19 protein-coding genes, 1 pseudogene and 1 riboswitch are annotated in these 22,675 nt (G+C 68.4%); of the genes and pseudogenes, 12 read left to right on the forward strand and 8 right to left on the reverse strand.

All coding sequences use genetic code 11. From position 1 onward, the window contains the following. Positions 1-11 precede the first annotated feature (11 nt). Positions 12-1,766 carry a succinate dehydrogenase flavoprotein subunit gene (gene sdhA, locus AC5Y5E_RS03280; protein ID WP_499901532.1) on the forward strand — a complete coding sequence of 585 codons (1,755 nt, stop codon included), beginning with the start codon at positions 12-14 and terminating at the stop codon, positions 1,764-1,766. Then, on the forward strand, positions 1,766-2,545 hold the full coding sequence (locus AC5Y5E_RS03285) for a succinate dehydrogenase iron-sulfur subunit (protein ID WP_499901533.1): 780 nt from the start codon (positions 1,766-1,768) through the stop codon (positions 2,543-2,545). The genes sdhA and AC5Y5E_RS03285 overlap by 1 nt, the downstream gene beginning before the upstream one ends. A gap of 81 nt (positions 2,546-2,626) precedes the next feature. On the opposite strand, the gene AC5Y5E_RS03290 is transcribed toward AC5Y5E_RS03285, so the two are convergent. Next, positions 2,627-3,697, reverse strand: coding sequence for a GGDEF domain-containing protein (locus AC5Y5E_RS03290; protein WP_499901534.1), 1,071 nt, complete (start codon positions 3,695-3,697; stop codon positions 2,627-2,629). 37 nt (positions 3,698-3,734) lie between these two features. Here AC5Y5E_RS03290 and AC5Y5E_RS03295 point away from each other — a divergent pair. Continuing rightward, positions 3,735-4,400: pseudogene (locus AC5Y5E_RS03295) on the forward strand (carboxymuconolactone decarboxylase family protein); the annotation flags it as partial. Here AC5Y5E_RS03295 and AC5Y5E_RS03300 read toward each other — a convergent pair. Continuing rightward, positions 4,360-5,283 carry a sigma-70 family RNA polymerase sigma factor gene (locus AC5Y5E_RS03300; RefSeq protein ID WP_499901535.1) on the reverse strand — a complete coding sequence of 308 codons (924 nt, stop codon included), beginning with the start codon at positions 5,281-5,283 and terminating at the stop codon, positions 4,360-4,362. The pseudogene AC5Y5E_RS03295 and the gene AC5Y5E_RS03300 sit on opposite strands and share 41 nt — an antisense overlap. Before the next feature lie 26 nt (positions 5,284-5,309). On the opposite strand from AC5Y5E_RS03300, the gene AC5Y5E_RS03305 reads away from it, so the two are divergent. Continuing rightward, positions 5,310-6,641, forward strand: coding sequence for an aspartate aminotransferase family protein (locus AC5Y5E_RS03305; RefSeq protein WP_499901536.1), 1,332 nt, complete (start codon positions 5,310-5,312; stop codon positions 6,639-6,641). On the opposite strand, the gene AC5Y5E_RS03310 is transcribed toward AC5Y5E_RS03305, so the two are convergent. Further along, positions 6,616-6,867 (reverse strand): hypothetical protein, encoded by a 252-nt coding sequence (locus tag AC5Y5E_RS03310; protein WP_499901868.1) that lies wholly within the window; start codon positions 6,865-6,867, stop codon positions 6,616-6,618. The genes AC5Y5E_RS03305 and AC5Y5E_RS03310 overlap by 26 nt on opposite strands. Before the next feature lie 178 nt (positions 6,868-7,045). Here AC5Y5E_RS03310 and dacB1 point away from each other — a divergent pair, with 178 nt between their 5' ends. From dacB1 to AC5Y5E_RS03330, 4 genes are read left to right on the forward strand one after another with little or no spacing between them, the layout of a single operon-like run. After that, positions 7,046-8,281: a D-alanyl-D-alanine carboxypeptidase DacB1 gene (dacB1, locus tag AC5Y5E_RS03315; RefSeq protein ID WP_499901537.1), complete on the forward strand. Its 1,236-nt coding sequence runs from the start codon at positions 7,046-7,048 to the stop codon at positions 8,279-8,281. Further along, positions 8,278-9,636: a sugar porter family MFS transporter gene (locus tag AC5Y5E_RS03320; RefSeq protein ID WP_499901538.1), complete on the forward strand. Its 1,359-nt coding sequence runs from the start codon at positions 8,278-8,280 to the stop codon at positions 9,634-9,636. Before dacB1 ends, AC5Y5E_RS03320 begins: the two co-directional genes overlap by 4 nt. Next, complete coding sequence (nagA, locus tag AC5Y5E_RS03325) at positions 9,627-10,757, forward strand: N-acetylglucosamine-6-phosphate deacetylase (protein WP_499901539.1); 1,131 nt, start codon at positions 9,627-9,629, stop codon at positions 10,755-10,757. Before AC5Y5E_RS03320 ends, nagA begins: the two co-directional genes overlap by 10 nt. 50 nt (positions 10,758-10,807) lie before the next feature. Next, entirely contained in the window at positions 10,808-11,176 is a 369-nt protein-coding gene (locus AC5Y5E_RS03330) for a DoxX family protein (RefSeq protein WP_499901540.1), read from the forward strand. Between the two features lie 12 nt (positions 11,177-11,188). Here the strand turns inward: AC5Y5E_RS03330 and yhjD are convergent, their stop codons facing one another. Together yhjD and trpS are read right to left on the reverse strand one after the other, a co-directional pair. Next, complete coding sequence (yhjD, locus tag AC5Y5E_RS03335; protein WP_499901541.1) at positions 11,189-12,217, reverse strand: inner membrane protein YhjD; 1,029 nt, start codon at positions 12,215-12,217, stop codon at positions 11,189-11,191. Between the two features lie 8 nt (positions 12,218-12,225). Beyond that, positions 12,226-13,245: a tryptophan--tRNA ligase gene (gene trpS, locus AC5Y5E_RS03340; protein WP_499901542.1), complete on the reverse strand. Its 1,020-nt coding sequence runs from the start codon at positions 13,243-13,245 to the stop codon at positions 12,226-12,228. Positions 13,246-13,388: 143 nt separating this feature from the next. Here trpS and ephH point away from each other — a divergent pair, with 143 nt between their 5' ends. Then, a complete protein-coding gene (gene ephH / locus AC5Y5E_RS03345) occupies positions 13,389-14,186 on the forward strand; it encodes an epoxide hydrolase EphH (RefSeq protein WP_499901869.1) in 798 nt (265 codons plus the stop codon). Here ephH and AC5Y5E_RS03350 read toward each other — a convergent pair. Both AC5Y5E_RS03350 and AC5Y5E_RS03355 read right to left on the reverse strand, forming a co-directional pair. Further along, complete coding sequence (locus AC5Y5E_RS03350; protein WP_499879317.1) at positions 14,175-15,404, reverse strand: NADP-dependent isocitrate dehydrogenase; 1,230 nt, start codon at positions 15,402-15,404, stop codon at positions 14,175-14,177. The two genes, ephH and AC5Y5E_RS03350, sit on opposite strands and share 12 nt — an antisense overlap. Before the next feature lie 26 nt (positions 15,405-15,430). Beyond that, complete coding sequence (locus AC5Y5E_RS03355) at positions 15,431-17,677, reverse strand: NADP-dependent isocitrate dehydrogenase (RefSeq protein WP_499901543.1); 2,247 nt, start codon at positions 17,675-17,677, stop codon at positions 15,431-15,433. A gap of 145 nt (positions 17,678-17,822) precedes the next feature. Further along, positions 17,823-17,940: riboswitch (SAM riboswitch) on the forward strand. Positions 17,941-18,094: 154 nt separating this feature from the next. On the opposite strand from AC5Y5E_RS03355, the gene AC5Y5E_RS03360 reads away from it, so the two are divergent. From AC5Y5E_RS03360 to AC5Y5E_RS03370, 3 genes are read left to right on the forward strand one after another with little or no spacing between them, the layout of a single operon-like run. Then, positions 18,095-19,477: a bifunctional o-acetylhomoserine/o-acetylserine sulfhydrylase gene (locus AC5Y5E_RS03360; RefSeq protein ID WP_499901544.1), complete on the forward strand. Its 1,383-nt coding sequence runs from the start codon at positions 18,095-18,097 to the stop codon at positions 19,475-19,477. Positions 19,478-19,488: 11 nt separating this feature from the next. Then, positions 19,489-20,634, forward strand: a complete 1,146-nt coding sequence (gene metX / locus AC5Y5E_RS03365) for a homoserine O-acetyltransferase MetX (protein ID WP_499901545.1) — start codon at positions 19,489-19,491, stop codon at positions 20,632-20,634. Further along, on the forward strand, positions 20,631-21,365 hold the full coding sequence (locus AC5Y5E_RS03370) for a class I SAM-dependent methyltransferase (protein WP_499901546.1): 735 nt from the start codon (positions 20,631-20,633) through the stop codon (positions 21,363-21,365). The genes metX and AC5Y5E_RS03370 overlap by 4 nt, the downstream gene beginning before the upstream one ends. A gap of 10 nt (positions 21,366-21,375) precedes the next feature. On the opposite strand, the gene AC5Y5E_RS03375 is transcribed toward AC5Y5E_RS03370, so the two are convergent. Next, positions 21,376-22,629, reverse strand: coding sequence for a PE-PPE domain-containing protein (locus tag AC5Y5E_RS03375; protein WP_499901547.1), 1,254 nt, complete (start codon positions 22,627-22,629; stop codon positions 21,376-21,378). Positions 22,630-22,675 lie beyond the last annotated feature (46 nt).

The following is a 22,675-nucleotide window of genomic DNA, read 5'->3' on the forward strand; positions in this document are numbered from 1 at the left end:
AGAGGGGAGCCGTGATCCAGCAACACCGATACGACGTGGTGATCGTCGGCGCGGGCGGTGCCGGGATGCGCGCCGCCGTCGAGGCCGGGCCGCGGGTGCGAACCGCGGTGCTGACCAAGCTCTACCCCACCCGCAGCCACACCGGCGCCGCCCAGGGCGGCATGTGCGCGGCGCTGGCCAACGTCGAGGACGACAACTGGGAGTGGCACACGTTCGACACCGTCAAGGGCGGCGACTACCTCGCCGACCAGGACGCCGTCGAGATCATGTGCAAGGAAGCCATCGACGCGGTGCTCGATCTGGAGAAGATGGGGATGCCGTTCAACCGCACCCCCGAGGGCCGCATCGACCAGCGCCGCTTCGGCGGGCACACCCGCGACCACGGCAAGGCGCCGGTGCGCCGGGCCTGCTACGCCGCCGACCGCACCGGCCACATGATCCTGCAGACGCTGTACCAGAACTGCGTCAAGCACGACGTGCAGTTCTTCAACGAGTTCTACGCGCTGGACCTGGTGCTCACCCAGACCCCGAGCGGCCCGGTGGCGACCGGCGTGGTCGCCTACGAGTTGGCGACCGGCGAGATCCACGTCTTCCACGCCAAGGCCGTCGTGATCGCGACCGGCGGCTCGGGCCGCATGTACAAGACGACCTCCAACGCGCACACCCTGACCGGCGACGGCATCGGCATCGTGTTCCGCAAGGGACTTCCCTTGGAGGACATGGAGTTTCACCAGTTCCACCCGACCGGCCTGGCCGGCCTGGGCATCCTGATCTCCGAGGCCGTGCGCGGCGAGGGCGGCCGGCTGCTCAACGCGGACGGCGAGCGGTTCATGGAGCGCTACGCCCCGACGATCGTCGACCTGGCGCCACGCGACATCGTCGCGCGCTCGATGGTGCTCGAGGTGCTGGGTGGCCGCGGTGCGGGCCCCAACAAGGACTACGTGTACATCGATGTCCGCCACCTCGGCGAGGACGTGCTGGAGGCCAAGCTGCCCGACATCACCGAGTTCGCCCGGACCTATCTGGGCGTGGACCCGGTGCACGAACTCGTCCCGGTCTACCCGACGTGTCACTACGTGATGGGCGGCATCCCGACGACCGTCACCGGACAGGTGTTGCGGGACAACACCTCCACCGTCCCGGGCCTGTACGCTGCCGGCGAGTGCGCGTGCGTGTCGGTGCACGGCGCCAACCGGCTGGGCACCAATTCGCTGCTGGACATCAACGTCTTCGGCCGCCGGGCCGGCATCGCTGCGGCTTCGTATGCGCGGGGCCACGACTTCGTCGACATGCCGGCCGAGCCGGAGGCGATGGTCGTCGGGTGGGTGGCCGACATCCTCTCCGAGCAAGGCAACGAGCGCGTCGCCGACATCCGTGGCGCCCTGCAGCAGTCGATGGACAACAACGCCGCGGTGTTCCGCACCGAGGAGACGCTCAAGCAGGCGCTCACCGACATCCACGCCCTTAAGGAGCGTTACTCGCGAATCACCGTGCACGACAAGGGAAAGCGCTACAACAGCGACCTGCTGGAGGCCATCGAGCTGGGCTTCCTCCTGGAGCTGGCCGAGGTCACCGTGGTGGGCGCGCTGAACCGCAAGGAGTCGCGCGGGGGCCACGCCCGCGAGGACTACCCGAACCGCGACGACGTCAACTACATGCGCCACACCATGGCCTACAAGCAGGGCACCGACCTGCTGAGCGATATCGCGCTGGACTTCAAGCCCGTGGTGCAGACCCGCTACGAACCCAAGGAACGGAAGTACTGATGACGGCCGAAACGCAGGACCCGCCATTGCCGCCGATCCCCGAGGGCGCGGTGATGGTGACCGTGAAGATCGCCCGGTTCAACCCCGACCAGCCCGACGCCTTCGCGAAAACCGGTGGCTGGCAAAGCTTTCGGGTGCCCTGCCTGCCCAGCGACCGGATGCTCAACCTGCTGATCTACATCAAGAGCTACCTGGACGGGACGCTGACGTTCCGGCGGTCCTGCGCGCACGGCGTGTGCGGCTCCGACGCCATGCGCATCAACGGCGTCAACCGCCTGGCCTGCAAGGTGCTGATGCGCGACCTGCTGCCGAAGAAGCCCGGCAAGTCACTGACCATCACGGTCGAACCGATCCGCGGGCTGCCGGTGGAGAAGGACCTGGTCGTCGACATGGAGCCGTTCTTCGACGCCTACCGGGCGGTGAAGCCCTACCTGATCACCACCGGCAATCCGCCGACTCGGGAACGCATCCAGAGCCCGACCGACCGCGCCCGCTACGACGACACGACCAAGTGCATCCTGTGCGCGTGCTGCACCACCAGCTGCCCGGTGTTCTGGCACGAGGGCAGCTACTACGGGCCGGCGGCGATCGTCAACGCGCACCGCTTCATCTTCGACAGCCGCGACGAGGCGGCCGCCGAGCGCCTCGACATCCTCAACGAGGTCGACGGCGTGTGGCGGTGCCGGACCACGTTCAACTGCACCGAATCCTGTCCGCGGGGCATCGAGGTCACCAAGGCGATCCAGGAGGTCAAGCGCGCGACCATGTTCTCGCGCTGAACGCACTCCCTTGACGCCGAGCGTCGCGCCAGCGTGGCGTTCGGCGTCGAACGTCACGCCAGCGTGACGCTCGACGGTGTCTCAGCAGAGTTCGTGGTGATGGCTCCGGTTGCCGCCCAACCGCTTGGCCTGATACATCGCGGCGTCGGAGGCGCTGACCAACTCCTGCAGCACCAATTGCGGGTCGGCCGCGGTCTCGTCGAGGCGCGCGCAGGCGGTGCCGATGCTGGCGGTGACCCCCGCCGCCGAGGCCGCGATGGCCCGGCACATCTGCGTGGCCAGCGACTCGGCGTTGCAGCCCGAAGACGTGCCGGCCAGCAGGAACTCCTCACCGCCGCTGCGCGCCACCACCGCCTGCTTGTCGGCCGCGGCCAGCAGCGCCTGGGCGACCTGGACCAGAGCGTGGTCCCCCGCGGCGTGGCCGCAGCGGTCGTTGAGGGCCTTGAAGTGGTCGAGATCGATCAGCATGACCACCAGGTGGGAGTCGATGCCCCGGCGGGCCAGGATCATCCCCAGGGCCTCGTGCGCGAACGCGCGCCTGTTGAGCAGCCCCGTCAGCGGATCGCGGTCGGCCCGCAGCAGGTCGCCCGCCAGCGCGCGCACCAGGATCAGAATGGCCACCGGCAGGGCGATGTTGACCTCGATCACCAGCCACAGGTCCACCCCCGCGAGGCTGGGGTGTCCGGCCCGGGCCAGCGACAGCGCCTCCCAGGAGCCGACGGCGGCGGCCACCGCGAAGTTGTACAGCACGAAGCCCACCGTGTGAAAGAACGCCATGTACGCGCCGAAGGTCGCGAAGGCGACACACCCGATCAACGCGGCAAGCGGATTCGGGTGCGCCAGGCACGCCAGGGCGACGGAGGCGTTGCACGTCACGGCGAAAATGAGTGACTGCGTGCGCGTCGGCCAGCGGCATACCCACAGCACCACCCCCGCCACCCCGCCGCCGACGGCGGCCCACATCATCGCCACCGGCACCGCCCCGCGGGGACCGTCCGAGCCCGCCAGCAGCGCGAGGAGGCACAACACCATGGACGCCGAAATGGCCGCCAACACGGCCCGGGTGGCACCGCTGATGCCCCGCGACGCCAGGTAACCGGAGAGCCAGTCATATTGATCGGCCCGCCACCACCGGCTAAACAGCGCGGTCATCGTCAATTTCCAATCGCCCCCACAGGTCGTGAGACTAGCCGCATACCGGAGGTATTTGTCACACTTTCGCGCGCCATCCCGTCTGACCGGTATGACACAGAAAACCCGCATCGAGCCCCTGCCCCCCAACCGCGCCGGACTGCTGACCCGCGCCATGTACCGGGTGGCCAAGCGGCGTTACGGCCAGGTCCCCGAGCCGTTCGCCGTGTCCGCGCATCATCGCAAGCTGATGATCGCGGGCGCCGTGCACGAAACCATGGTCGACCGTGCGTCGAAGACGCTTCCGGTCAGCGTGCGCGAGCTCGCGGTGTTCTGGACCGCGCGCCAGATCGGCTGCTCGTGGTGCGTCGACTTCGGCTCCATGCTGCAGCGCCTTGACGGCCTCGACATGGAGCGCCTGAAGGAGATCGACAACTACGCCACCTCGCCGGCGTTCAGCGACGACGAGCGCGCGGCCATCGCCTACGCCGACGCGATGACGGCCGACCCGCACACCGTGACCGACGAGCTGGTCGCCGACCTGCGGGCCCGCTTCGGCGACGCCGGCGTGTTCGAGCTGACCTACCAGATCGGGCTGGAGAACATGCGCGCGCGGGTGAACTCCGCGCTGGGCATCACCGAGCAGGGCTTCAATTCCGGTGACGCGTGCCGCATCCCCTGGGCTAGCGAGTCTGAGACGGCTCCCGAAGCGGCGAGCCGGTGAACTTGTCCGGGTTGGCGACATCCCATAGCGCGCGGACCTTTCCGTCGCGCACCGTGATCGCCAGGATCCGCGGCCGCATCTCCCAGTGCCCGTCGTCGCCGGGGCTGCCCTCGGTGTAGGCGCCCAGCTCGCCGTTGACGAGCCCAAGCTGATTCGCGGTAAAGAACGCGTCGCCATAGCGGCGGGCCAGGCCGAAGATGAACCGGGCCACCTTGTCCGCCCCTTCGATGACGTGAATAGCCGTGGGCGCCTTGCCATTTGAATCGCCGATGAACGTCACGTCGGGATGCAGCAACGACACCACGGCCTCCAGGTCGCCGGCAGCGATGGCGGCCATCAGCCGGCCGACCACCTCGTTGTGCGAGGGATCGGGTTCCGGCGGTGGCGGCGCCCCTTCCCTTTTCAAGGCCGCGCGCGCCCTGGACGCCAGCTGCCGCGCGGCGGCCTCGCTGGTGCCCAGCACCTCGGCCACGTCGGCGAAGGGCACGGCGAAGCCGTCGTGCAGCACGAATGCGACCCGCTGGTCGGGCGACAGGCGCTCCAGCACCACCATCGCCGCGAACCGGGCGTCCTCGCTGGCCACCACCGCGGACAGCGGGTCGGGTTGGTCCAAGCGGGTGACCACCGGCTCGGGCAGCCAGTTGCCGGTGTAGGTCTCGCGGCGATGCGCGGCCGACCGCAACCGGTCCAGGCCGAGCCGGCTCACCACGGTGGTCAGCCAGGCCCGCAGGTCCGAGATGCCCTGGTTCTGCCCGTGCCAACGCAGCCACGCCTCCTGAACGATGTCCTCGGCGTCGGCCACCGTGCCGGTCAGCCGGTAGGCCACCGACATGAGATGCGGTCGCAGCGACTCGAACTCGCTAACCTGCTGCGCCGCGGTCATAGCGCGAGGCTACGCTCGCGAACGAGATGACTGACAACCTGTGGCTGCACTTCGCCCGGCACGGCCCGGGCATCGCGGCGCCGATCATCACCCGCGGCGAGGGCGTCACCATCTTCGACGACCGCGGCAAGAGCTACCTCGACGCGCTGTCCGGGCTGTTCACGGTCCAGGTCGGCCACGGGCGCACCGAACTCGCCGAGGTCGCCGCCCGGCAGGCGAGCACGCTGGCGTATTTCCCGCTGTGGGGGTATGCCCACCCGACGGCGATCGAGCTCGCCGAGCGCCTCGCCCGCCATGCGCCGGGCGAGGTGAACCGGGTCTTCTTCACCACCGGCGGCACCGAGGCCGTCGAGACCGCCTGGAAGGTGGCCAAGCAATACTTCAAGCTCACCGGCAAACCCGGTAAGCACAAGGTGATTTCGCGGGCGGTCGCCTACCACGGGACCACCCAGGGCGCGCTGGCGATCACCGGGCTGCCGCGCTACAAGGCGCCGTTCGAACCGGTGACGCCCGGCGGGTTCCGGGTGCCCAACACGAACTTCTACCGCGCGCCCGAGCCCTTCAACACGGACCTCAAGGCCTTCGGGCGGTGGGCCGCCAACCGGATCGCCGAGGCGATCGAGTTCGAGGGACCCCAGACCGTCGCGGCGGTGTTCCTGGAGCCGGTGCAGAACGCCGGGGGCTCGATCCCGCCTCCCCCAGGCTATTTCGAGCGGGTGCGCGAGATTTGCGACGAATACGACGTGCTCCTCGTTTCCGACGAGGTGATCTGCGCGTTCGGGCGGATCGGGTCGATGTTCGCCTGTGCGGACTTCGGCTACGTGCCCGACATGATCACCTGCGCCAAGGGGCTGACGTCGGGCTACTCACCGCTGGGCGCGATGGTCGCCAGCGAGCGGTTGTTCGAGCCGTTCAACGACGCCAAAACCATGTTCCCGCATGGGTATACGTTCGGCGGGCACCCGGTGTCGGCCGCGGTGGCGCTGGCCAACCTCGACATCTTCGATCGCGAGGGTCTCAACGAGCGCGTCAAACGCAACGCGCCGGCTTTCCGCGCCACCCTGGAGAGGCTCTACGACCTGCCGATCGTCGGCGACGTGCGCGGCGAGGGGTATTTCTACAGCGTCGAACTGGTCAAGGACCAGGCGACCCGGCGGACCTTCACCGACGACGAACGCGGGACGCTGCTGCCCCGGGTCTCCGCGGCCCTGTTCGAGGCCGGGATGTACTGCCGCACCGACGACCGCGGCGATTCCGTCATTCAGCTGGCGCCGCCGTTGATCAGCGGCCAACCCGAGTTCGACACCATCGAGGCCATCCTGCGCGGCGTGCTCAGCGAGGAGTCGGGCCGGCTGTAGCGAGGACCCGCTTGACCTCGTAGGCGGCCAGCAGCACCTCACGGGAATGCGCCGTGCTCGGGTCGCTGCCCAGCCGGGTCTGCGCGTTGCACAGCCAGACGAGCGCGGATTTCAGGTCGGCGTCCTGCGCGTTGTCGCGGTGCGCCTTCAGCTCTTCCAGCACGCGGTCAAGCCCGGAATTCCGGACCTGGGTGCCCTTCTCGATCTGCTTGAGCAGCTGCTCCAGCGACCGCGGACCGTCACCGTCGCGCCGCCACCGAGACCAAAAGCCGTTGTTTTGAATGGTGTCAGCGTAGTGGTTCGGCTGCGTGCCCGTGCGGGCGGGCCGCTTTGTAACATCTGTCCCATCAGTCACAGCGCGGCTCCCGGGAATCTAGCCGCCGATCGCCTAGTCTGCTGACACAATGTCCCTGTTACGTTCCGCGTCATGCCTGGCAGCGACGCTTTTCCTGGTCGCCGCGCCGGTGGCCGCCCCGCTCGCGTCCGCCGAACCGGCTCCGGGCCCCAACGCGGGGCCGCCGAACTGCCCGTACCAGGTGAACACCCCGCCCGCCGTCGACTCCTCGGAGGTGCCTGCCGCCGGCGATCCGCCGATCCCGCTGGCGGTGCCCCCCAAGCCGGTCGGCGGCGAGGCGCTGGGCGGCTGCGGCGTCGTCGCGGCACCCGGGACGCCGCCCCTGCCGGGCGACGTCTCGGCCGACGCGTGGCTGGTGGCGGACCTGGACAGCGGCGCCGTCATCGCCGCCAAGGACCCGCACGGCCGCCACCGCCCCGCCAGCATCATCAAGGTGCTGGTCGCGATGGCCTCTCTCAACGCGCTGCCGCTGAACAAGTCCGTCGAGGGCACCGTCGACGACGCGGCCGCCGAGGGCACCAAGGTCGGCGTGACCGACGGCGGCGTCTTCACCGTCAATCAGCTGCTGCACGGCCTCTTGATGCACTCCGGCAACGACGCCGCGCACGCGCTGGCCATGCAGCTCGGCGGGATGCAGCAGGCGCTGGAGAAGATCAACGTGCTGGCCGCCAAGCTCGGCGGCCGCGACACCCGGGTGGCGACCCCGTCGGGGCTGGACGGCCCCGGCATGAGCACGTCGGCCTACGACATCGGCCTGTTCTACCGCTACGCCTGGCAGAACCCCACCTTCGCCGGCATCGTCGCGACGCGCACCTTCGACTTCCCCGGCCACGGCGACCACCCCGGCTACGAGCTGGAAAACGACAACCAGCTGCTCTACAAGTACCCCGGCGCGCTGGGCGGCAAGACCGGCTACACCGACGACGCCGGGCAGACCTTCGTGGGCGCGGCCAACCACGACGGGCGGCGGCTGGTGGCGGTGCTGCTGCACGGGACGCGCCAGCCGATCGCGCCGTGGGAACAGGCGGCGCACCTGCTCGACTACGGGTTTTCCACGCCGCAGGGCACCCAGGTCGGCACGCTGATCGAGCCCGACCCGTCGCTGCTGGCCACCAAGCACGACGGCGCCGCCGACCGGACGGGCGCCGGCCCGCAGGCCGCCGGGCTGATGCCGTCGGCGGACGCGCTGCCGGTGCGGGTGGGCGTCGCGGTGATCGGAACGATCATCGTGTTTAGTTTGATCATGGTCGCACGCTCGATGAACCGCCGACCGCAACACCGGTGACGGCACGGCGCGCCCCGTCGCGGCGCGGCCTGCTGCTCGGGCTCACCGCCGCCAGCGTCGGCGTCATCTACGGCTACGACCTGTCCATCATCGCCGGCGTGCAGCTGTTCGTCACCGAGGACTTCGGGCTGACGACTCGGCAACAAGAGCTACTGACCACCATGGTGGTGATCGGTCAGATCTTCGGGGCGCTCGGCGCCGGCGTGCTGGCCAATGCGATCGGCCGGAAGAAATCGGTGGCGCTGATCCTGGTCGCCTACGCTGCGTTCGCGCTTCTCGGCGCGTTCTCGGTGTCGCTGCCGATGCTGTTGGCGGCGCGCTTCCTGCTGGGCCTGACGATCGGCGTGACCGTGGTGGTGGTGCCGGTGTACGTGGCGGAGTCGGCCCCCGCGGCGGTGCGGGGCTCGCTGCTGACGGCCTATCAACTGGCGATCGTCAGCGGACTCGTCGTCGGCTACCTGACCGGCTACGCGCTGGCCGGCGCGCACGCCTGGCGGTGGATGCTGGGGCTGGCCGCCGTGCCCGCAATGCTGCTGCTGCCCTTGCTGATTCGGATGCCCGACACGGCCCGGTGGTACGTGCTCAAGGGCAGGTCCGACGACGCGCGCGCCGCGCTGCTGCGCGCGGACCCCACCGCGAACGCCGACGAGGAGCTGGCCGAAATCGCAAGCGCCTTGAACGAAGGCAGCGGCGGCTTCTCCGAGATGCTGCGCCGACCGTACTTGCGGGCGACCGTGTTCGTGATCACGCTCGGCTTCCTGATACAGATCACCGGAATCAACGCGATCATCTACTACAGCCCTCGGATATTCGAAGCGATGGGCTTCACCGGCAATTTCGCCCTGCTGGCCCTGCCGGCGCTGGTTCAGGTCGCCGGACTGGCGGCCGTGGGCACGTCGCTGCTTCTGGTGGACCGGCTGGGCCGGCGCCCAATCCTGTTGTGCGGCATCGCCATGATGATCGCCGCCGACGTCGTCCTGATGGCCGTGTTCGCCCAGGGCCGTCTCGGCGGCGCCGGCCTGGTGTTCGGGTTCGCCGGCGTCGTGGTGTTCATCTTCGGCTACACCGCGGGTTTCGGCTCGCTGGGCTGGGTGTACGCGAGCGAGAGCTTCCCGTCGCGGCTGCGGTCCATCGGCTCCAGCACGATGCTCACCTCCAACCTGGTGGCCAACGCGATCATCGCCGCCGTGTTCCTGACGTTGTTGCATTCACTCGGCGGCGCAGGCACTTTCGCGGTGTTCGTGGCCCTCACGCTGGTCGCATTCGTGTTCGTCTACCGGTACGCCCCCGAAACCAAGGGGCGCCAACTCGAGGACATCAGGCACTTCTGGGAAAACGGCGGTCGATGGGACTGATCGGTTCGGGGACGATGGTTCTCGACGGGCAGGTCTGCCGGCCGGGGTGGCTGGAGACGGCCGGCCGGCAGATCCGCGCCTGCGGCGCCGGGCCTCCGCCGGGTCCGGCCGACCGGGACTTCCCGGATTGCGTTGTGGTGCCTGGCTTTGTCGACATGCACGTGCACGGCGGCGGCGGCGCCTCCTACACCGAGGCCGACACCGACCCCGACGCCATCGACGCGGCCGCGGATTTCCACCGGCGCCACGGCACCACCACCACGCTGGCCAGCCTGGTCACCGCCGCGCCGGCGGAGCTGATCGCCGGCGTCCGCGCGCTCGCAGCGGCCACAAGGCGGGGCGCGATCGCGGGCATCCACCTGGAGGGGCCCTGGCTGAGCCCGGCCCGCTGCGGGGCGCACGACCCCACCCGGATGCGCCACCCGGACCCCGCCGAGGTCGACGCCGTGCTGGCCGCCGGCGAGGGCGCCGTCCGGATGGTCACGCTGGCGCCCGAACTGCCGGGGGCCGACGACGCGATCCGGCGCTTCCTGGACGCGGATGTCGTTGCGGCGGTGGGCCATACCGACGCGAGCTACGAACAGACCCAACGGGCCATCGCCGCCGGCGCCACGGTCGGCACCCACCTGTTCAACGCGATGCCGCCGCTGCACCACCGCGAACCGGGGCCCGCGCTCGCATTGCTGCGCGACCCCGGGGTCACCGTCGAACTCATCGCCGACGGCGTGCACGTGCACCCGGAGGTGGTGCGCGCGGTAATCGCGGCCGCGGGGCCCGACCGGGTCGCCCTGGTCACCGACGCGCTCGCCGCGGCCGGCTGCGCCGACGGGACGTTTCGGCTCGGCGCGGTGCCCGTCGACGCCGTGTCGGGCGTGGCGCGGGTGCATGGCACGTCGACGATCGCCGGCAGCACCGCCACCATGGATCGAGTCTTCCGCGCCGTGGCCGCCGACGCGGGGCTCTCCGCCGCGGTCGCGATGACGGCGGCGACGCCGGCGCGGGCGCTGGGCCTCGAGCGGGTGGGCGGCCTGCGGGCGGGCCACGACGCGAATCTGGTTGTGCTGGACGGCGCCTTGGCTGTGACGGCCGTCATGGTCCGCGGCGATTGGTGTCACGTCTAGGCCCGCCGCCCCGTCATACCTCTGAGTAGCCAACAACTCAGGAGGACATGATGAACGTCTTGCTCTGGACACTGCAGGCGGCGCTCGCCGCGGTCTTCACCGCGTCCGGCCTGGCGAAGATCAGCCGGCCCAAGGACCGGCTCATCGCGAGTGGGCAGACCGGCGTCGCGCCGTTCCCGCTTCCGGTTATCCGCGTCACCGCGTTTTGCGAATTGCTGGGCGCCGTCGGCATTCTGCTCCCGCGCCTGCTGGGGGTGGCCGCGTTCCTCACGCCGCTCGCCGCGGCCGGCTTCGCCGTCGTCATGATCGGCGCCATCGGATCGCACGCCTACCTTCGCGAACCGCGCAACGTGGCGCTCACGGCGCTGATCTTCGTCGCCGCCGTCACCGTCGCCGTCGGCAGGACCGTCGGGCTGTGAAACCTGCGAGGGCTAGCGGAGCCGGCGGGTCAGCCGGGAAAACGCCAGCGCCCCAACGGCTCCCACGCCCATCGCGGTCAGCGTCTGGCGCGTGGACAGCCCCTCGTCCACCTGCACCCGTGGGGCGATGATCGCCGGCGGCGGGGGCTCCACGTGCTTAGCGCGCGGATCGCGGGACGCGGTGGCGGCCCAGGCGGCGGCGAACAGCACCAGATACGCGGTGACGTAGGAGAACACCATGAGGCCGAGCACCGGCCCGAAGACCACGCCGGCGGGGCTGCGCAGCACCGCCTTCAAGTACAGCGACGCCACCTGCTTGAACAGCTCGAAGCCCGTCGCCGCCAGGAGGCCGGCCCGCAGCGCGGCTACCAGGTCCACCTTCTCGCGGGGTAGCCGGGCGATCATCCACGCGAACAGCAGCCACGACACGAACAATGAGATCAATATCGAGAACAGCCGGAAGAGCCAGTCGAACACCGAAAACTCCGGTATGCCAAGCCATCTCAGGACGGCGCCCATCGGCGCCTCGTGACCCAACGTGCTCAGCACCACGGTGGCCACCATGACCGTGAACGTCCCCAGCATCGCCACCAGGTCGGACAGCTTGTTGCGCAGGAACCCCGGCGACTCGACGCGCTTGTCCCACCACATCTCGGTCACCGCGCCGCGCAGGTGCGAGATCCAGCCCACGCCCGCCCAGGCGGCGGTGGCCAGCCCGATGACGCCGACGGAGGTCCGCGCGTCTATCGCCGAATTCATCAGGTCGACCAGCTGCTGCGAAAGCGCGCCGGTCACCGAGGACCGGATGTGGTCGTCGATCGTGTTCAGCAGCTGCGGCCGGCGCGACAGCAGGAACCCGAACGCCGCGAAACCGACCATCAGCAAGGGGAACAACGCGAAAATCGTGTAGTAGGTGAGGCCCGCGGCGTAGAAGCCGCCGTTGCGCTCGTCGAAACGCTGATAGGCGCGCATGACGTGGTCGAGCCACCGAAACCGGGCCCGCAGCCGATCCAGGATGCCTGGCTTGGCCGGCTCGCTCATGCGCAACCCTATTCCGGTACCGGAAGGAACCCCAACCGATCGTAGACCCGCCGAACGGTTTTCCCGGCGACCTCCTCGGCGCGCTGCGCCCCGGCCGCCAGCACCGACTCCAATTCGGCACGGTCCGACATCAATTCGTCGACGCGCGCCTTGATCGGGCCGACGAATTCGACGACGGCCTCGGCGGTGTCCTTCTTCAGGTCGCCGTAGCCGCGCCCGGCGTAGCCCTCGACGAGCTTGTCGATGGCGACGCCGGTGACCGCCGACTGGATGGTCAGCAGGTTCGACACGCCCGCCTTGGCCTCGGTGTCGTAACGGATCTCGCGCTCGCTGTCGGTCACCGCGGAGCGAATCTTCTTGGCCGACAACGCCGGGTCGTCGAGCAGGTTGATCAGCCCGGCGTCCGTGGCCGCCGATTTGCTCATCTTCGACGTCGGGTCGGCCAGGTCGTAGATCTTGGCGGTCACCTTGGGGATGAGCACGTCGGGCACGACGAAGGTGTCGGGAAAGCGGCTGTTGAACCGCTGCGCGACGTCGCGCGCCAGCTCGAGGTGCTGTCGCTGGTCCTCGCCCACGGGCACCAGATCGCTGTCGTAGGCCAGCACGTCGGCCGCCTGCAGCACCGGGTAGGTGAACAGGCCCACCGTGGTCGAGTCGCTGCCCTGGCGGGTGGACTTGTCCTTGAACTGCGTCATCCGCGATGCCTGCCCGAAGCCGGTGAAGCAGCCCAGCACCCACGCCAGCTGGGTGTGGGCGGGCACGTGGCTCTGCACGAACACGGTGCTGCGGTCCGGGTCGATGCCCAGCGCCAGGTACTGCGCGGCGGTGACCAGGGTCCGGCGGCGCAGCGCCTCGGGATCCTGCGGGATGGTGATCGCGTGCAGGTCGACGACGCAGAAGAACGCGTCGTGGTCGTCTTGCAGCGCCACCCACTGGGTGATGGCGCCCAAGGCATTACCCAGGTGAAGCGAGTCGGAGGTGGGCTGCACGCCGGAGAAGAGCCGGCGGGATCCGGTAGCGGTGCTCATGATGTCCCGATCTTTTCACGGGCGGACCGGCCGCTGTTTGCAGTACCGCCGGTACCGCCATTACTGTCGGGTCCATGGGGAGCAACGTGGGGACCCGTCCGCCGATCCACCTCAGTTCTCGAGAAGGTTCGGGCGAACCGATCCTGCTGCTGCATCCGTTCCTGCTGTCGCAGGCGGTGTGGGAGGACGTGGCCCGGCAGCTGGCCGACACCGGCCGCTACGAGGTCTTCGCCCCGACGATGGCCGGCCACAACGGCGGGCCCAAGGCCGGCACCTGGTTCCTGTCGTCGGAGGTGCTCGCCGACCACGTCGAGCGCCAAATGGACGAAATGGGCTGGAAAACCGCCCACATCGTGGGCAACTCGCTGGGCGGCTGGGTGGCCTTCGAGCTGGAGCGGCGCGGCCGGGCCCGCAGCGTCACCGGCATCGCGCCGGCCGGCGGCTGGACGCGCTGGACGCCGGCAAAGTTCGAGGTGATCTTCAAGTTCATCCTGGGCATCCCGCTGCTGCTGCTGGCCTGGGCCTTCGGGCCGCGCGTGCTGCGCCTGCCGTTCAGCCGGCAATTGGCCACCTACGCGATCAGCGCAACGCCGGACGGGGTCAGCGACGCTCAACTGCTCGGCTGTATCGACGATGTCGCGCACTGCCCCGCCTACTTCCAGCTGCTGGTCAAGGCCACGCTGCTGCACGGCCTGCGGGAGGTCGCGCAGAACGCCGTCCCGGCTCATCTGGTGATCTGCGAGAAGGACCGGATCCTGCCCGCGCCCAGGTTCAGCCGGCACTTCACCGACCACCTGCCCAAAGACAGTCACCAGGTCACCAAGCTCGACGGCGTGGGCCACGTGCCGATGTTCGAGGCGCCGGAACGGATCACCGCGGTGATCACCGACTTCATCGAGGAATGCTGCCCGGTCACGGGCCGCGAAGAGTCAGCCGGCTAGCGCCTTCTCCAGGTTCTCGGCGATGGAGTTGAGGAACTCCTCGCTCTGCTGCCATTCCTGGTCTGGGCCGATGAGGATGGCCAGGTCCTTGGTCATCTTGCCGTCCTCGACGGTGGCGATGACGACCTCTTCGAGCTTCTTGGCGAACTCGATCACCTCGGGGGTGTCGTCCAGCTTGCCGCGGTGCTGCAAGCCCCGGGTCCAGGCGAAGATCGACGCGATCGGGTTCGTCGAGGTCGGCTTGCCCGCCTGGTACTGCCGGAAGTGGCGAGTGACGGTGCCGTGCGCGGCCTCGGCCTCGACGGTCTTGCCGTCGGCCGTCATCAGCACCGACGTCATCAGCCCCAGCGAGCCGTAGCCCTGCGCGACGGTGTCGGACTGCACGTCGCCGTCGTAGTTCTTGCAGGCCCACACGTAGCCGCCCTCCCACTTGAGGCAGGCCGCCACCATGTCGTCGATGAGCCGGTGCTCGTAGGTCAGCCCCTCGGCCTCGAACTGCTCCTTGAATTCCTCGTCGTAGATGCGCTGGAACTCGTCTTTGAACATGCCGTCGTAGGCCTTGAGGATGGTGTTCTTGGTGGACAGGTACACCGGCCATTTGGCGTTGAGGCCGTAGGCGAACGAGGCGCGCGCGAAATCTCGGATGGAGTCCTTGAAGTTGTACATCCCCATCACGACGCCGCCGTCTTCGGGAATGGACACCACCTCGTGCACCATCGGCTCGCTGCCGTCGGCCGGCGTGAACGTCAGCGTGACTGTGCCGGGCTTGTCGACCTTGAAGTTCGTCGCGCGGTACTGGTCACCGAACGCGTGACGGCCGATGACGATCGGCTTGGTCCAGCCCGGAACCAGCCGCGGCACATTGGAGATCACGATCGGCTCGCGGAAGATGGTGCCGCCCAGGATGTTCCGGATCGTCCCGTTGGGCGACAGCCACATCTTCTTCAGGTTGAATTCGTGGACCCGGGCCTCGTCCGGGGTGATGGTCGCGCACTTGACGCCCACGCCGTGCTTCTTGATCGCATAGGCCGCGTCGATCGTCACCTGGTCGTCGGTGCGGTCGCGGTGCTCGATGCCCAGGTCGTAGTAGTCCAGGTTGATGTCGAGGTGCGGCAGGATCAGCATGTCCTTGATGAGCTTCCAGATGACGCGGGTCATCTCGTCGCCGTCGAGCTCGACTACCGGGCCCTTGACCTTGATCTTGGATTCGTTGGACATTCGAGTTCGACTTTCTTCTCGCGGCTCTAGCCTTGGGAGGCTTGCGAAGCTGCTAGCGCTTCGTTGAATGTTTTGCTCGGCCGCATAACTGCAGTCGTCTTCTCCGTGTCCGGGCGATAGTAGCCGCCGATGTCGACCGCCTCGCCCTGCACCTCCGCGAGTTCGGCGGCGATGGCGTCCTCGTTGCGGCTCAACTCGTCGGCCAGCGCCGCGAAGTGCTCACGCAACTCTTCGTCGTCGGATTGCGCGGCGAGTTGCTCGGCCCAGTACAGCGCGAGGTAGAACTGGCTGCCGCGGTTGTCGAGCTCGCCGGTCTTGCGCGACGGGCTCTTGTTGTTCTCCAACAGCTTTCCGATCGCCGCGTCCAGCGTCTTGCCGAGAATCTTGGCGCGCTCGTTGCCGGTCTTGATGCCGATGTCTTCGAAACACGCTCCCAGAGCGAGGAATTCACCCAGTGAGTCCCAGCGCAGATGGTTTTCCTCGACGAGCTGGTGGACGTGCTTCGGCGCCGAGCCGCCCGCCCCGGTTTCGTACATTCCGCCGCCGGACATCAGCGGCACGATGGACAGCATCTTGGCGCTGGTGCCGAGCTCCAGGATGGGGAACAGGTCGGTGAGGTAGTCGCGCAGGATGTTTCCGGTCGCCGCGATGGTGTCCTGCCCGCGCATCGCGCGCTCGATCGTGTGCCGCATCGCGCGCTCCTGCGACATGATCTGGATGTCCAGGCCCTCGGTGTCGTGATCGGCCAGGTAGGTGTTGACCTTCTTGCGCAGTTCGCTCTCGTGCGGGCGCCACACGTCCAGCCAGAACACCACCGGCATGCCCGAGTTACGCGCCCGGGCGACGGCCAGTTTGACCCAGTCGCGGATCGGTTCGTCCCTGACGATGGGCATGCGCCAGATGTCGCCGGCTTCCACGTTCTGCGTCAGCAGGACTTCCCCGGTGTCGATGTCGACGATGTTGGCGACGCCGTCCTCGGGGATCTCGAAAGTCTTGTCGTGCGAGCCGTATTCCTCGGCCTCTTGCGCCATCAGCCCGACATTCGGCACGGTGCCCATCGTCGTCGGATCGAACTGCCCGTGGGTCTTACAGAAGTTGATGATCTCCTGGTAGATGCGGGAGAAGGTCGACTCGGGGTTGACGGCCTTGGTGTCCTTCTGCCGCCCGTCGGCGCCCCACATCTTGCCGCCGGCGCGGATCATCGCCGGCATCGACGCGTCCACGATCACGTCGCTGGGCGAATGGAAGTTGGTGATGCCCTTGGCCGAATCGACCATCGCCAGCTCGGGACGGTGTTCGTGGCAGGCGTGCAGGTCGCGAATGATCTCGTCGTGTAGCGACGCCGGCAGCGACTCGATCTTGTTGTAAAGGTCCACCAATCCGTTGTTGACGTTGACGCCGAGCTCGTCGAAGAGCGCCTGATGCTTGGCGAAGGCGTCTTTGTAGAAGATCTTGACGGCGTGGCCGAAGACGATGGGGTGCGACACCTTCATCATCGTCGCCTTGACGTGGAGCGAGAACATCACGCCGGTCTCGTAGGCGTCCTGCATCTGTTCCTCGTAGAACTCGCAGAGCGCCTTCTTGCTCATGAACATGCTGTCGATGATGTCGCCCTTGCGCAGCGACACCATGGGCTTGAGCACGATCGTCTCGCCGCTCTTGGTCTCCAGCTCCATCTTCACGTTGCATGAGCGGTCCAGCGTCATCGACTTTTCGCCATGGTAGAAGTCGCCGTGCCGCATGGTCGCGACGTGGGTGCGCGACGCCTGAGACCACGGCGCCATGCTGTGCGGGTGCTTGCGCGCGTACTCCTTGACCGCCTTGGGCGCACGGCGGTCCGAGTTGCCTTGTCGCAGTACCGGGTTGACGGCGCTGCCCAGGCATTTCGCGTAGCGGTCGCGGATTTCGGAGTCCTCGTCGGTCTTCGGACTCTGGGGGAAGTCCGGAATTTTGAATCCCTTGTCCTGTAGTTCCTTGACGGCGGCTACCAGTTGGGGCACCGAGGCGCTGATATTCGGCAGCTTGATGATGTTGGTGTCGGCCAGCTTCGTCATGCGGCCCAGCTCTGCCAGGTTGTCCGGAACCCGCTGCTCGTCGGTCAGGTCCTCCGGGAACTCGGCGAGGATCCGGGCGGCGACGGAGATGTCACTCGCCTCGATCTTGATGCCCGCCGGCTCGGCGAAGGCTCGCACGATCGGCAGGAACGCGTAGGTCGCCAGCAGCGGCGCCTCGTCGGTCAGCGTGTAGATGACGGTCGGCTGTTCGGCGCACACGGTCCATCTCCCGGCGTCATTGGTCAGTGAATGATGGTTCTCAGCGTTCTGGTTGCCACGTTATCAAGGGTGTTTGGACAGGTGTCGACCGCGCATTGGCATCTTCGTTGGCGTGGACGAGCGGTGATGAGATACGCTTCACATCGGTCATGAGTGCCAGCGCTAAGCCCCGGCTTGCTGGCCGGCAACCCTCCAACCGCGGTGGGGTGCCCCGGGTGAAAGACCAGGTCTAGTAGCCACAGGCTGCGCGGCAAGCGCGGGTCCGCCATACCGGACCCCTGACTAGAGGGGAAACGTGATGCGCATTCATCAAGCTCATTGGCGTCGTTTTGTCTGCGGTTTTGTCTGCCGTCGGTAGTCCGACCGCGCACTCACCGATACCCGAATTCATGCCCTGCTGAGAAGAAAGCACCGCACGTGAGCTCCCAAAACAACGAAACCAGCCCCGAAACGGACCCCGCCGAACCCGCCGCGCACTGGTCCTTCGAGACGAAGCAGGTCCACGCCGGCCAGAGTCCCGACCCCGCGACCCACGCCCGGGCGCTGCCGATCTACCAGACCACGTCCTATGTCTTCGACGACACCACGCACGCCGCCGCGCTGTTCGGGCTCGAGGTCCCGGGCAACATCTACACCCGGATCGGCAACCCGACCACCGACGTCGTCGAGCAACGCATCGCCGCACTCGAGGGCGGGGTGGCCGCGCTGTTCCTGTCCTCCGGGCAGGCGGCTGAGACATTCGCCATATTGAACCTCGCGAGTGCCGGAGATCACATCGTCTCCAGCCCGCGGCTCTACGGCGGCACCTACAACCTGTTCCACTATTCGCTGCCGAAGCTCGGCATCGAGGTCAGCTTCGTCGACGATCCCGACGACCTCGATTCATGGCAGGCGGCGGTGCGGCCGAACACCAAGGCGTTCTTCGGCGAGACCATCTCCAACCCGCAGATCGACATCCTGGACATTCCGGGGGTTTCCGGGGTCGCCCACGCCAACGGTGTGCCGCTGATCGTCGACAACACCATCGCGACGCCCTACCTGATCCAGCCGTTCGCGCACGGGGCCGACATCGTGGTGCACTCGGCCACCAAGTACCTCGGCGGGCACGGCTCCGCGATCGCCGGCGTGATCGTCGACGGCGGCACCTTCGACTGGACGCAGGGCCGCTTCCCCGGATTCACCACGCCCGACCCCAGCTATCACGGCGTGGTGTTCGCCGAGCTGGGACCGCCGGCGTACGCGCTCAAGGCCCGCGTGCAACTGCTGCGCGACCTGGGCTCGGCCGCCGCGCCGTTCAACGCGTTCCTGGTGGCCCAGGGCCTGGAGACGCTGAGCCTGCGCGTCGAGCGGCACGTCGCCAACGCGCAGCGGGTCGCCGAGTTCTTGGAGGCCCATGACGGCGTGCTGTCCGTCAACTACGCGGGGCTGCCCAGCTCACCGTGGTACGAACGGGGAAAGAAGCTGGCACCCAAGGGAACCGGAGCCGTGCTGGCCTTCGAGCTGGCCGGTGGCATCGAGGCCGGCAAGGCGTTCGTGAACGCGCTGCAGCTGCACAGCCACGTGGCCAACATCGGCGACGTGCGCTCGCTGGTGATTCACCCGGCGTCGACCACGCATGCCCAGCTTTCGGCCGAGGAACAACTGGCCACCGGCGTCACCCCCGGCCTGGTGCGGCTGGCCGTCGGCATCGAAGGCATCGACGACATCCTGGCCGATCTGGAGCTCGGCTTCGCCGCGGCCCGGAAATTCGGGGCGCAAGGGGCTGGGGCGGCCGATCCCCAAGCCGTGGCGGCGTTCTGAGGGGTCCTGACATGACGATCTCCGACGTCCCGACGCAGACGCTGCCCGCCCAAGGCGAGGTCGGCCTCGTCCACATCGGCTCGCTGACCACCGAGAGCGGTGCGGTGATCGACGACGTGTGCATCGCGGTCCAGCGCTGGGGCGAGCTGTCGCCGACGCGCGACAACGTGGTGATGGTCCTGCACGCGCTCACCGGCGACTCGCACATCACCGGGCCCGCCGGGCCCGGGCATCCCACGCCCGGCTGGTGGGACGGCGTGGCCGGCCCGGGCGCGCCGATCGACACCGACCGCTGGTGCGCGGTGGCCACCAACGTGCTCGGTGGCTGCCGAGGCTCGACCGGCCCCAGCTCCCTGGCGCGGGACGGAAAGCCTTGGGGCTCAAGGTTTCCGCTGATTTCCGTGCGCGACCAGGTGGAGGCCGACATCGCCGCGCTGGCCGCCCTGGGCATCGACCAGGTGGCCGCCGTGGTCGGCGGATCCATGGGCGGCGCAAGGGCTTTGGAATGGATCGTCGGCCACCCCGACCGGGTGCGGTCCGGGCTGCTGCTGGCCGTCGGCGCGCGCGCCACCGCCGACCAGATCGGCACGCAGGCCACGCAGGTGGCGGCCATCAAGGCCGACCCGAACTGGCACGGCGGCGACTACTACGAGACCGGGGCATCGCCGGACGCCGGGTTGACGATCGCCCGCCGCTTCGCGCACCTGACCTACCGCGGCGAGGTCGAGCTCGACACGCGGTTCGCCAACGACGCCCAGGACGACGAGGATCCGGCCGCCCCATTTGGCGGCGGCCGCTACGCCGTGCAGAGCTACCTGGAGCACCAGGGCGACAAACTGTTGGCCCGCTTCGACGCCGGCAGCTACGTCATCCTCACCGAGGCGCTGAGCAGTCACGACGTCGGCCGCGGACGCGGCGGCGTCGAGCGCGCGCTGCGCGGTTGCCCGGTGCAGGTGGTGGTCGGCGGCATCACCTCCGACCGGCTCTACCCGCTGCGCCTGCAAAAGGAGCTGGCCGAGCTGCTGCCGGGCTGCTCCGAGCTGCGCGTCGTCGACTCCATCTGCGGGCACGACGGGTTCCTGGTGGAATCCGAGGCCGTCGGCGAGTTGATCCGCAAGACGCTGGATTTGGCGGACTCGGCTAGGGGTCGGCGATGATCCGCTCCAGCCAGGAACGCTCCCTGTCGTTCGGCTCGGCGGCCGCCGCTTACGAGCGTGGCCGCCCCTCCTATCCGCCGGAGGCGATCGACTGGCTGATACCGCGCGGCGCGCGCCAAGTGCTGGATCTGGGCGCGGGCACCGGCAAGCTGACCACCCGGCTGGTGGAACGCGGTTTCGACGTGGTGGCCGTCGACCCGATCCCCGACATGCTGGAGGTGCTGCGCTCCTCGCTGCCGGAGACCCGCGCCCTGCTGGGCACCGCGGAAGAGATTCCGTTGGAGGACAACAGCGTTGACGCCGTGGTCGTCGCCCAGGCATGGCACTGGGTGGATCCCGAGCGGGCGATCCCGGAGGTGGCCCGCGTGCTTCGGCCCGGCGGGCGGCTCGGCCTGGTGTGGAACACCCGCGACGAACGGCTGGGCTGGGTGCGCGAGCTGGGCGAGATCATCGGCTCCGACGGCGACGGGGGCCGCTTCGACGTCTCGCTGTCCACGTCGTTCTCCGAGCCCGAGCGCCACCAGGTGGAGTGGACGAATTACCTTACGCCGCAAGCCTTGATCGACCTGGTGGCATCCCGCAGCTACTGCATCACCTCGCCGACCGAGGTCCGCACCAGAACGCTCGACCAGGTGCGCGAGTTGCTGGCCACCCACCCGGCGCTTGCCAATTCGAACGGCCTGGCGCTGCCGTACGTCACGGTGTGCATCCGGGCGGCGTTGGCCGGTTAGTTCGTTCGCGTCACCAGAAGAGATTCGGCAACGGGGGCAAGCCTTGGAGGGTCCCCTGCAAGAAGTACGGCCCGGCGTTCGGCGTCAGGGACGAGTAGCCGTCGTCGACGATCGGATGCAGAAACGCGTTGAGGTCGCTGACGATTGGCTGCGGGACGCCGAGCTGCTGAAGCGGGTACAACATCGGCAGGGTCGGAGCCGGGACCATGTCGGTGGTGATCGTGCCGCCCAGCGAGGTGGTCACGCTGGAGACCTGCACGGCGTCCGACATCGAGGCCAGCGAGGTGGTGTTGTGGTTGTAGATCCCGGCGGCCAGCGAGTTCACCCAGGCCGGAATGTTCCACGGGCGGTCGGGCGGATTGCCGAAGAAGTCGTACTGACCGAACACCACGCTGACGTCGTACTGGGTGCTCGGCACGCCCTGCGCGGTGTAGTCGACGAAAGGCACGGTCACCCCGTTCGGCAGGTAGGTGTGGAACAAGCCGGACTCGGGGCCGTTGAACATCGCGAACTGCAGGGCGCCGTGCGGTGGCGCGGTCGGGTCCGCGGCCAGGGCGGCCAATTCGCGGTTGACGACGAGGGTTCCCTCCGACAGCGCGGCGATGCGCACCGGTGAACCGTTGCCGTTGGCGAACGCATTGAAGATCTGGTCGTTGAGCGCTCGCTGCCCCATGGCGAGGGCCTGGTTGACGCCGGGGGCGGCCAGGCTACCGCTGATGATGCCGATGCTGGCCGGGTAGTTGACCACCTGGGGGGTGGTGCCGGGGAACCAGTTCTCCCCGATGGCGTGGTTCAGCAGGTCGTACCCCTGCAGGATCGACACGGAGATCGGCCCCGGGATGCTGCCCGCGTACACCAACTGCCCCAGATAGGGCAGATTGGTGATGAAGTTCGGGTAGTACAGCGGCCCCGCGCCGGGAACCGTGATCCGCGTGCCCGCCGCGCCGGCCGGGACCGCCGGGCTCCCCAACAGCGCCTCGGCCGTTGCGATCTCGGCGGTCAGATACGTGTTGGCGTTCGCCGCCAGGGTGTTCACGAACCTGTCGTGCAACTGCACGGCTTGCGCGGTGACCGCCTGGAATTCCAAGCCGTGCGCGCCGAACAACCCGGCGATGCACGTCGACACCTCGTCGGCGCCCGCGGCCAACAGCGACGTGGTGGAGTTCGCGGCCGCCGCGTTCGCGGCGTTGACCGCCGAGCCGATCCCGGCCAGATCCTCGGCAGCAGCCGACAACAATTCCGGCGTGGCCAGGACATACGACACCCGGTGCCTCCTTGCCCCCGGACGCGATCAGTGGCTGTGAGGGTAC

It is taken from the genome of Mycobacterium sp. NGS54, from assembly GCF_059812465.1.

Bases quoted from the DNA above. Each gene is read 5' to 3' on its own strand.
- AC5Y5E_RS03300 (WP_499901535.1), bottom strand. From the start codon at position 5,283: ATGACCGCGGCGCAGCAGGTTAGCGAGTTCGAGTCGCTGCGACCGCAT.
- AC5Y5E_RS03290 (WP_499901534.1), bottom strand. From the start codon at position 3,697: ATGACCGCGCTGTTTAGCCGGTGGTGGCGGGCCGATCAATATGACTGG.
- nagA (WP_499901539.1), top strand. From the start codon at position 9,627: ATGGGACTGATCGGTTCGGGGACGATGGTTCTCGACGGGCAGGTCTGC.
- AC5Y5E_RS03370 (WP_499901546.1), top strand. From the start codon at position 20,631: ATGATCCGCTCCAGCCAGGAACGCTCCCTGTCGTTCGGCTCGGCGGCC.
- AC5Y5E_RS03305 (WP_499901536.1), top strand. From the start codon at position 5,310: ATGACTGACAACCTGTGGCTGCACTTCGCCCGGCACGGCCCGGGCATC.
- AC5Y5E_RS03285 (WP_499901533.1), top strand. From the start codon at position 1,766: ATGACGGCCGAAACGCAGGACCCGCCATTGCCGCCGATCCCCGAGGGC.
- yhjD (WP_499901541.1), bottom strand. From the start codon at position 12,217: ATGAGCGAGCCGGCCAAGCCAGGCATCCTGGATCGGCTGCGGGCCCGG.
- AC5Y5E_RS03350 (WP_499879317.1), bottom strand. From the start codon at position 15,404: ATGTCCAACGAATCCAAGATCAAGGTCAAGGGCCCGGTAGTCGAGCTC.
- dacB1 (WP_499901537.1), top strand. From the start codon at position 7,046: ATGTCCCTGTTACGTTCCGCGTCATGCCTGGCAGCGACGCTTTTCCTG.
- trpS (WP_499901542.1), bottom strand. From the start codon at position 13,245: ATGAGCACCGCTACCGGATCCCGCCGGCTCTTCTCCGGCGTGCAGCCC.
- AC5Y5E_RS03330 (WP_499901540.1), top strand. From the start codon at position 10,808: ATGAACGTCTTGCTCTGGACACTGCAGGCGGCGCTCGCCGCGGTCTTC.
- metX (WP_499901545.1), top strand. From the start codon at position 19,489: ATGACGATCTCCGACGTCCCGACGCAGACGCTGCCCGCCCAAGGCGAG.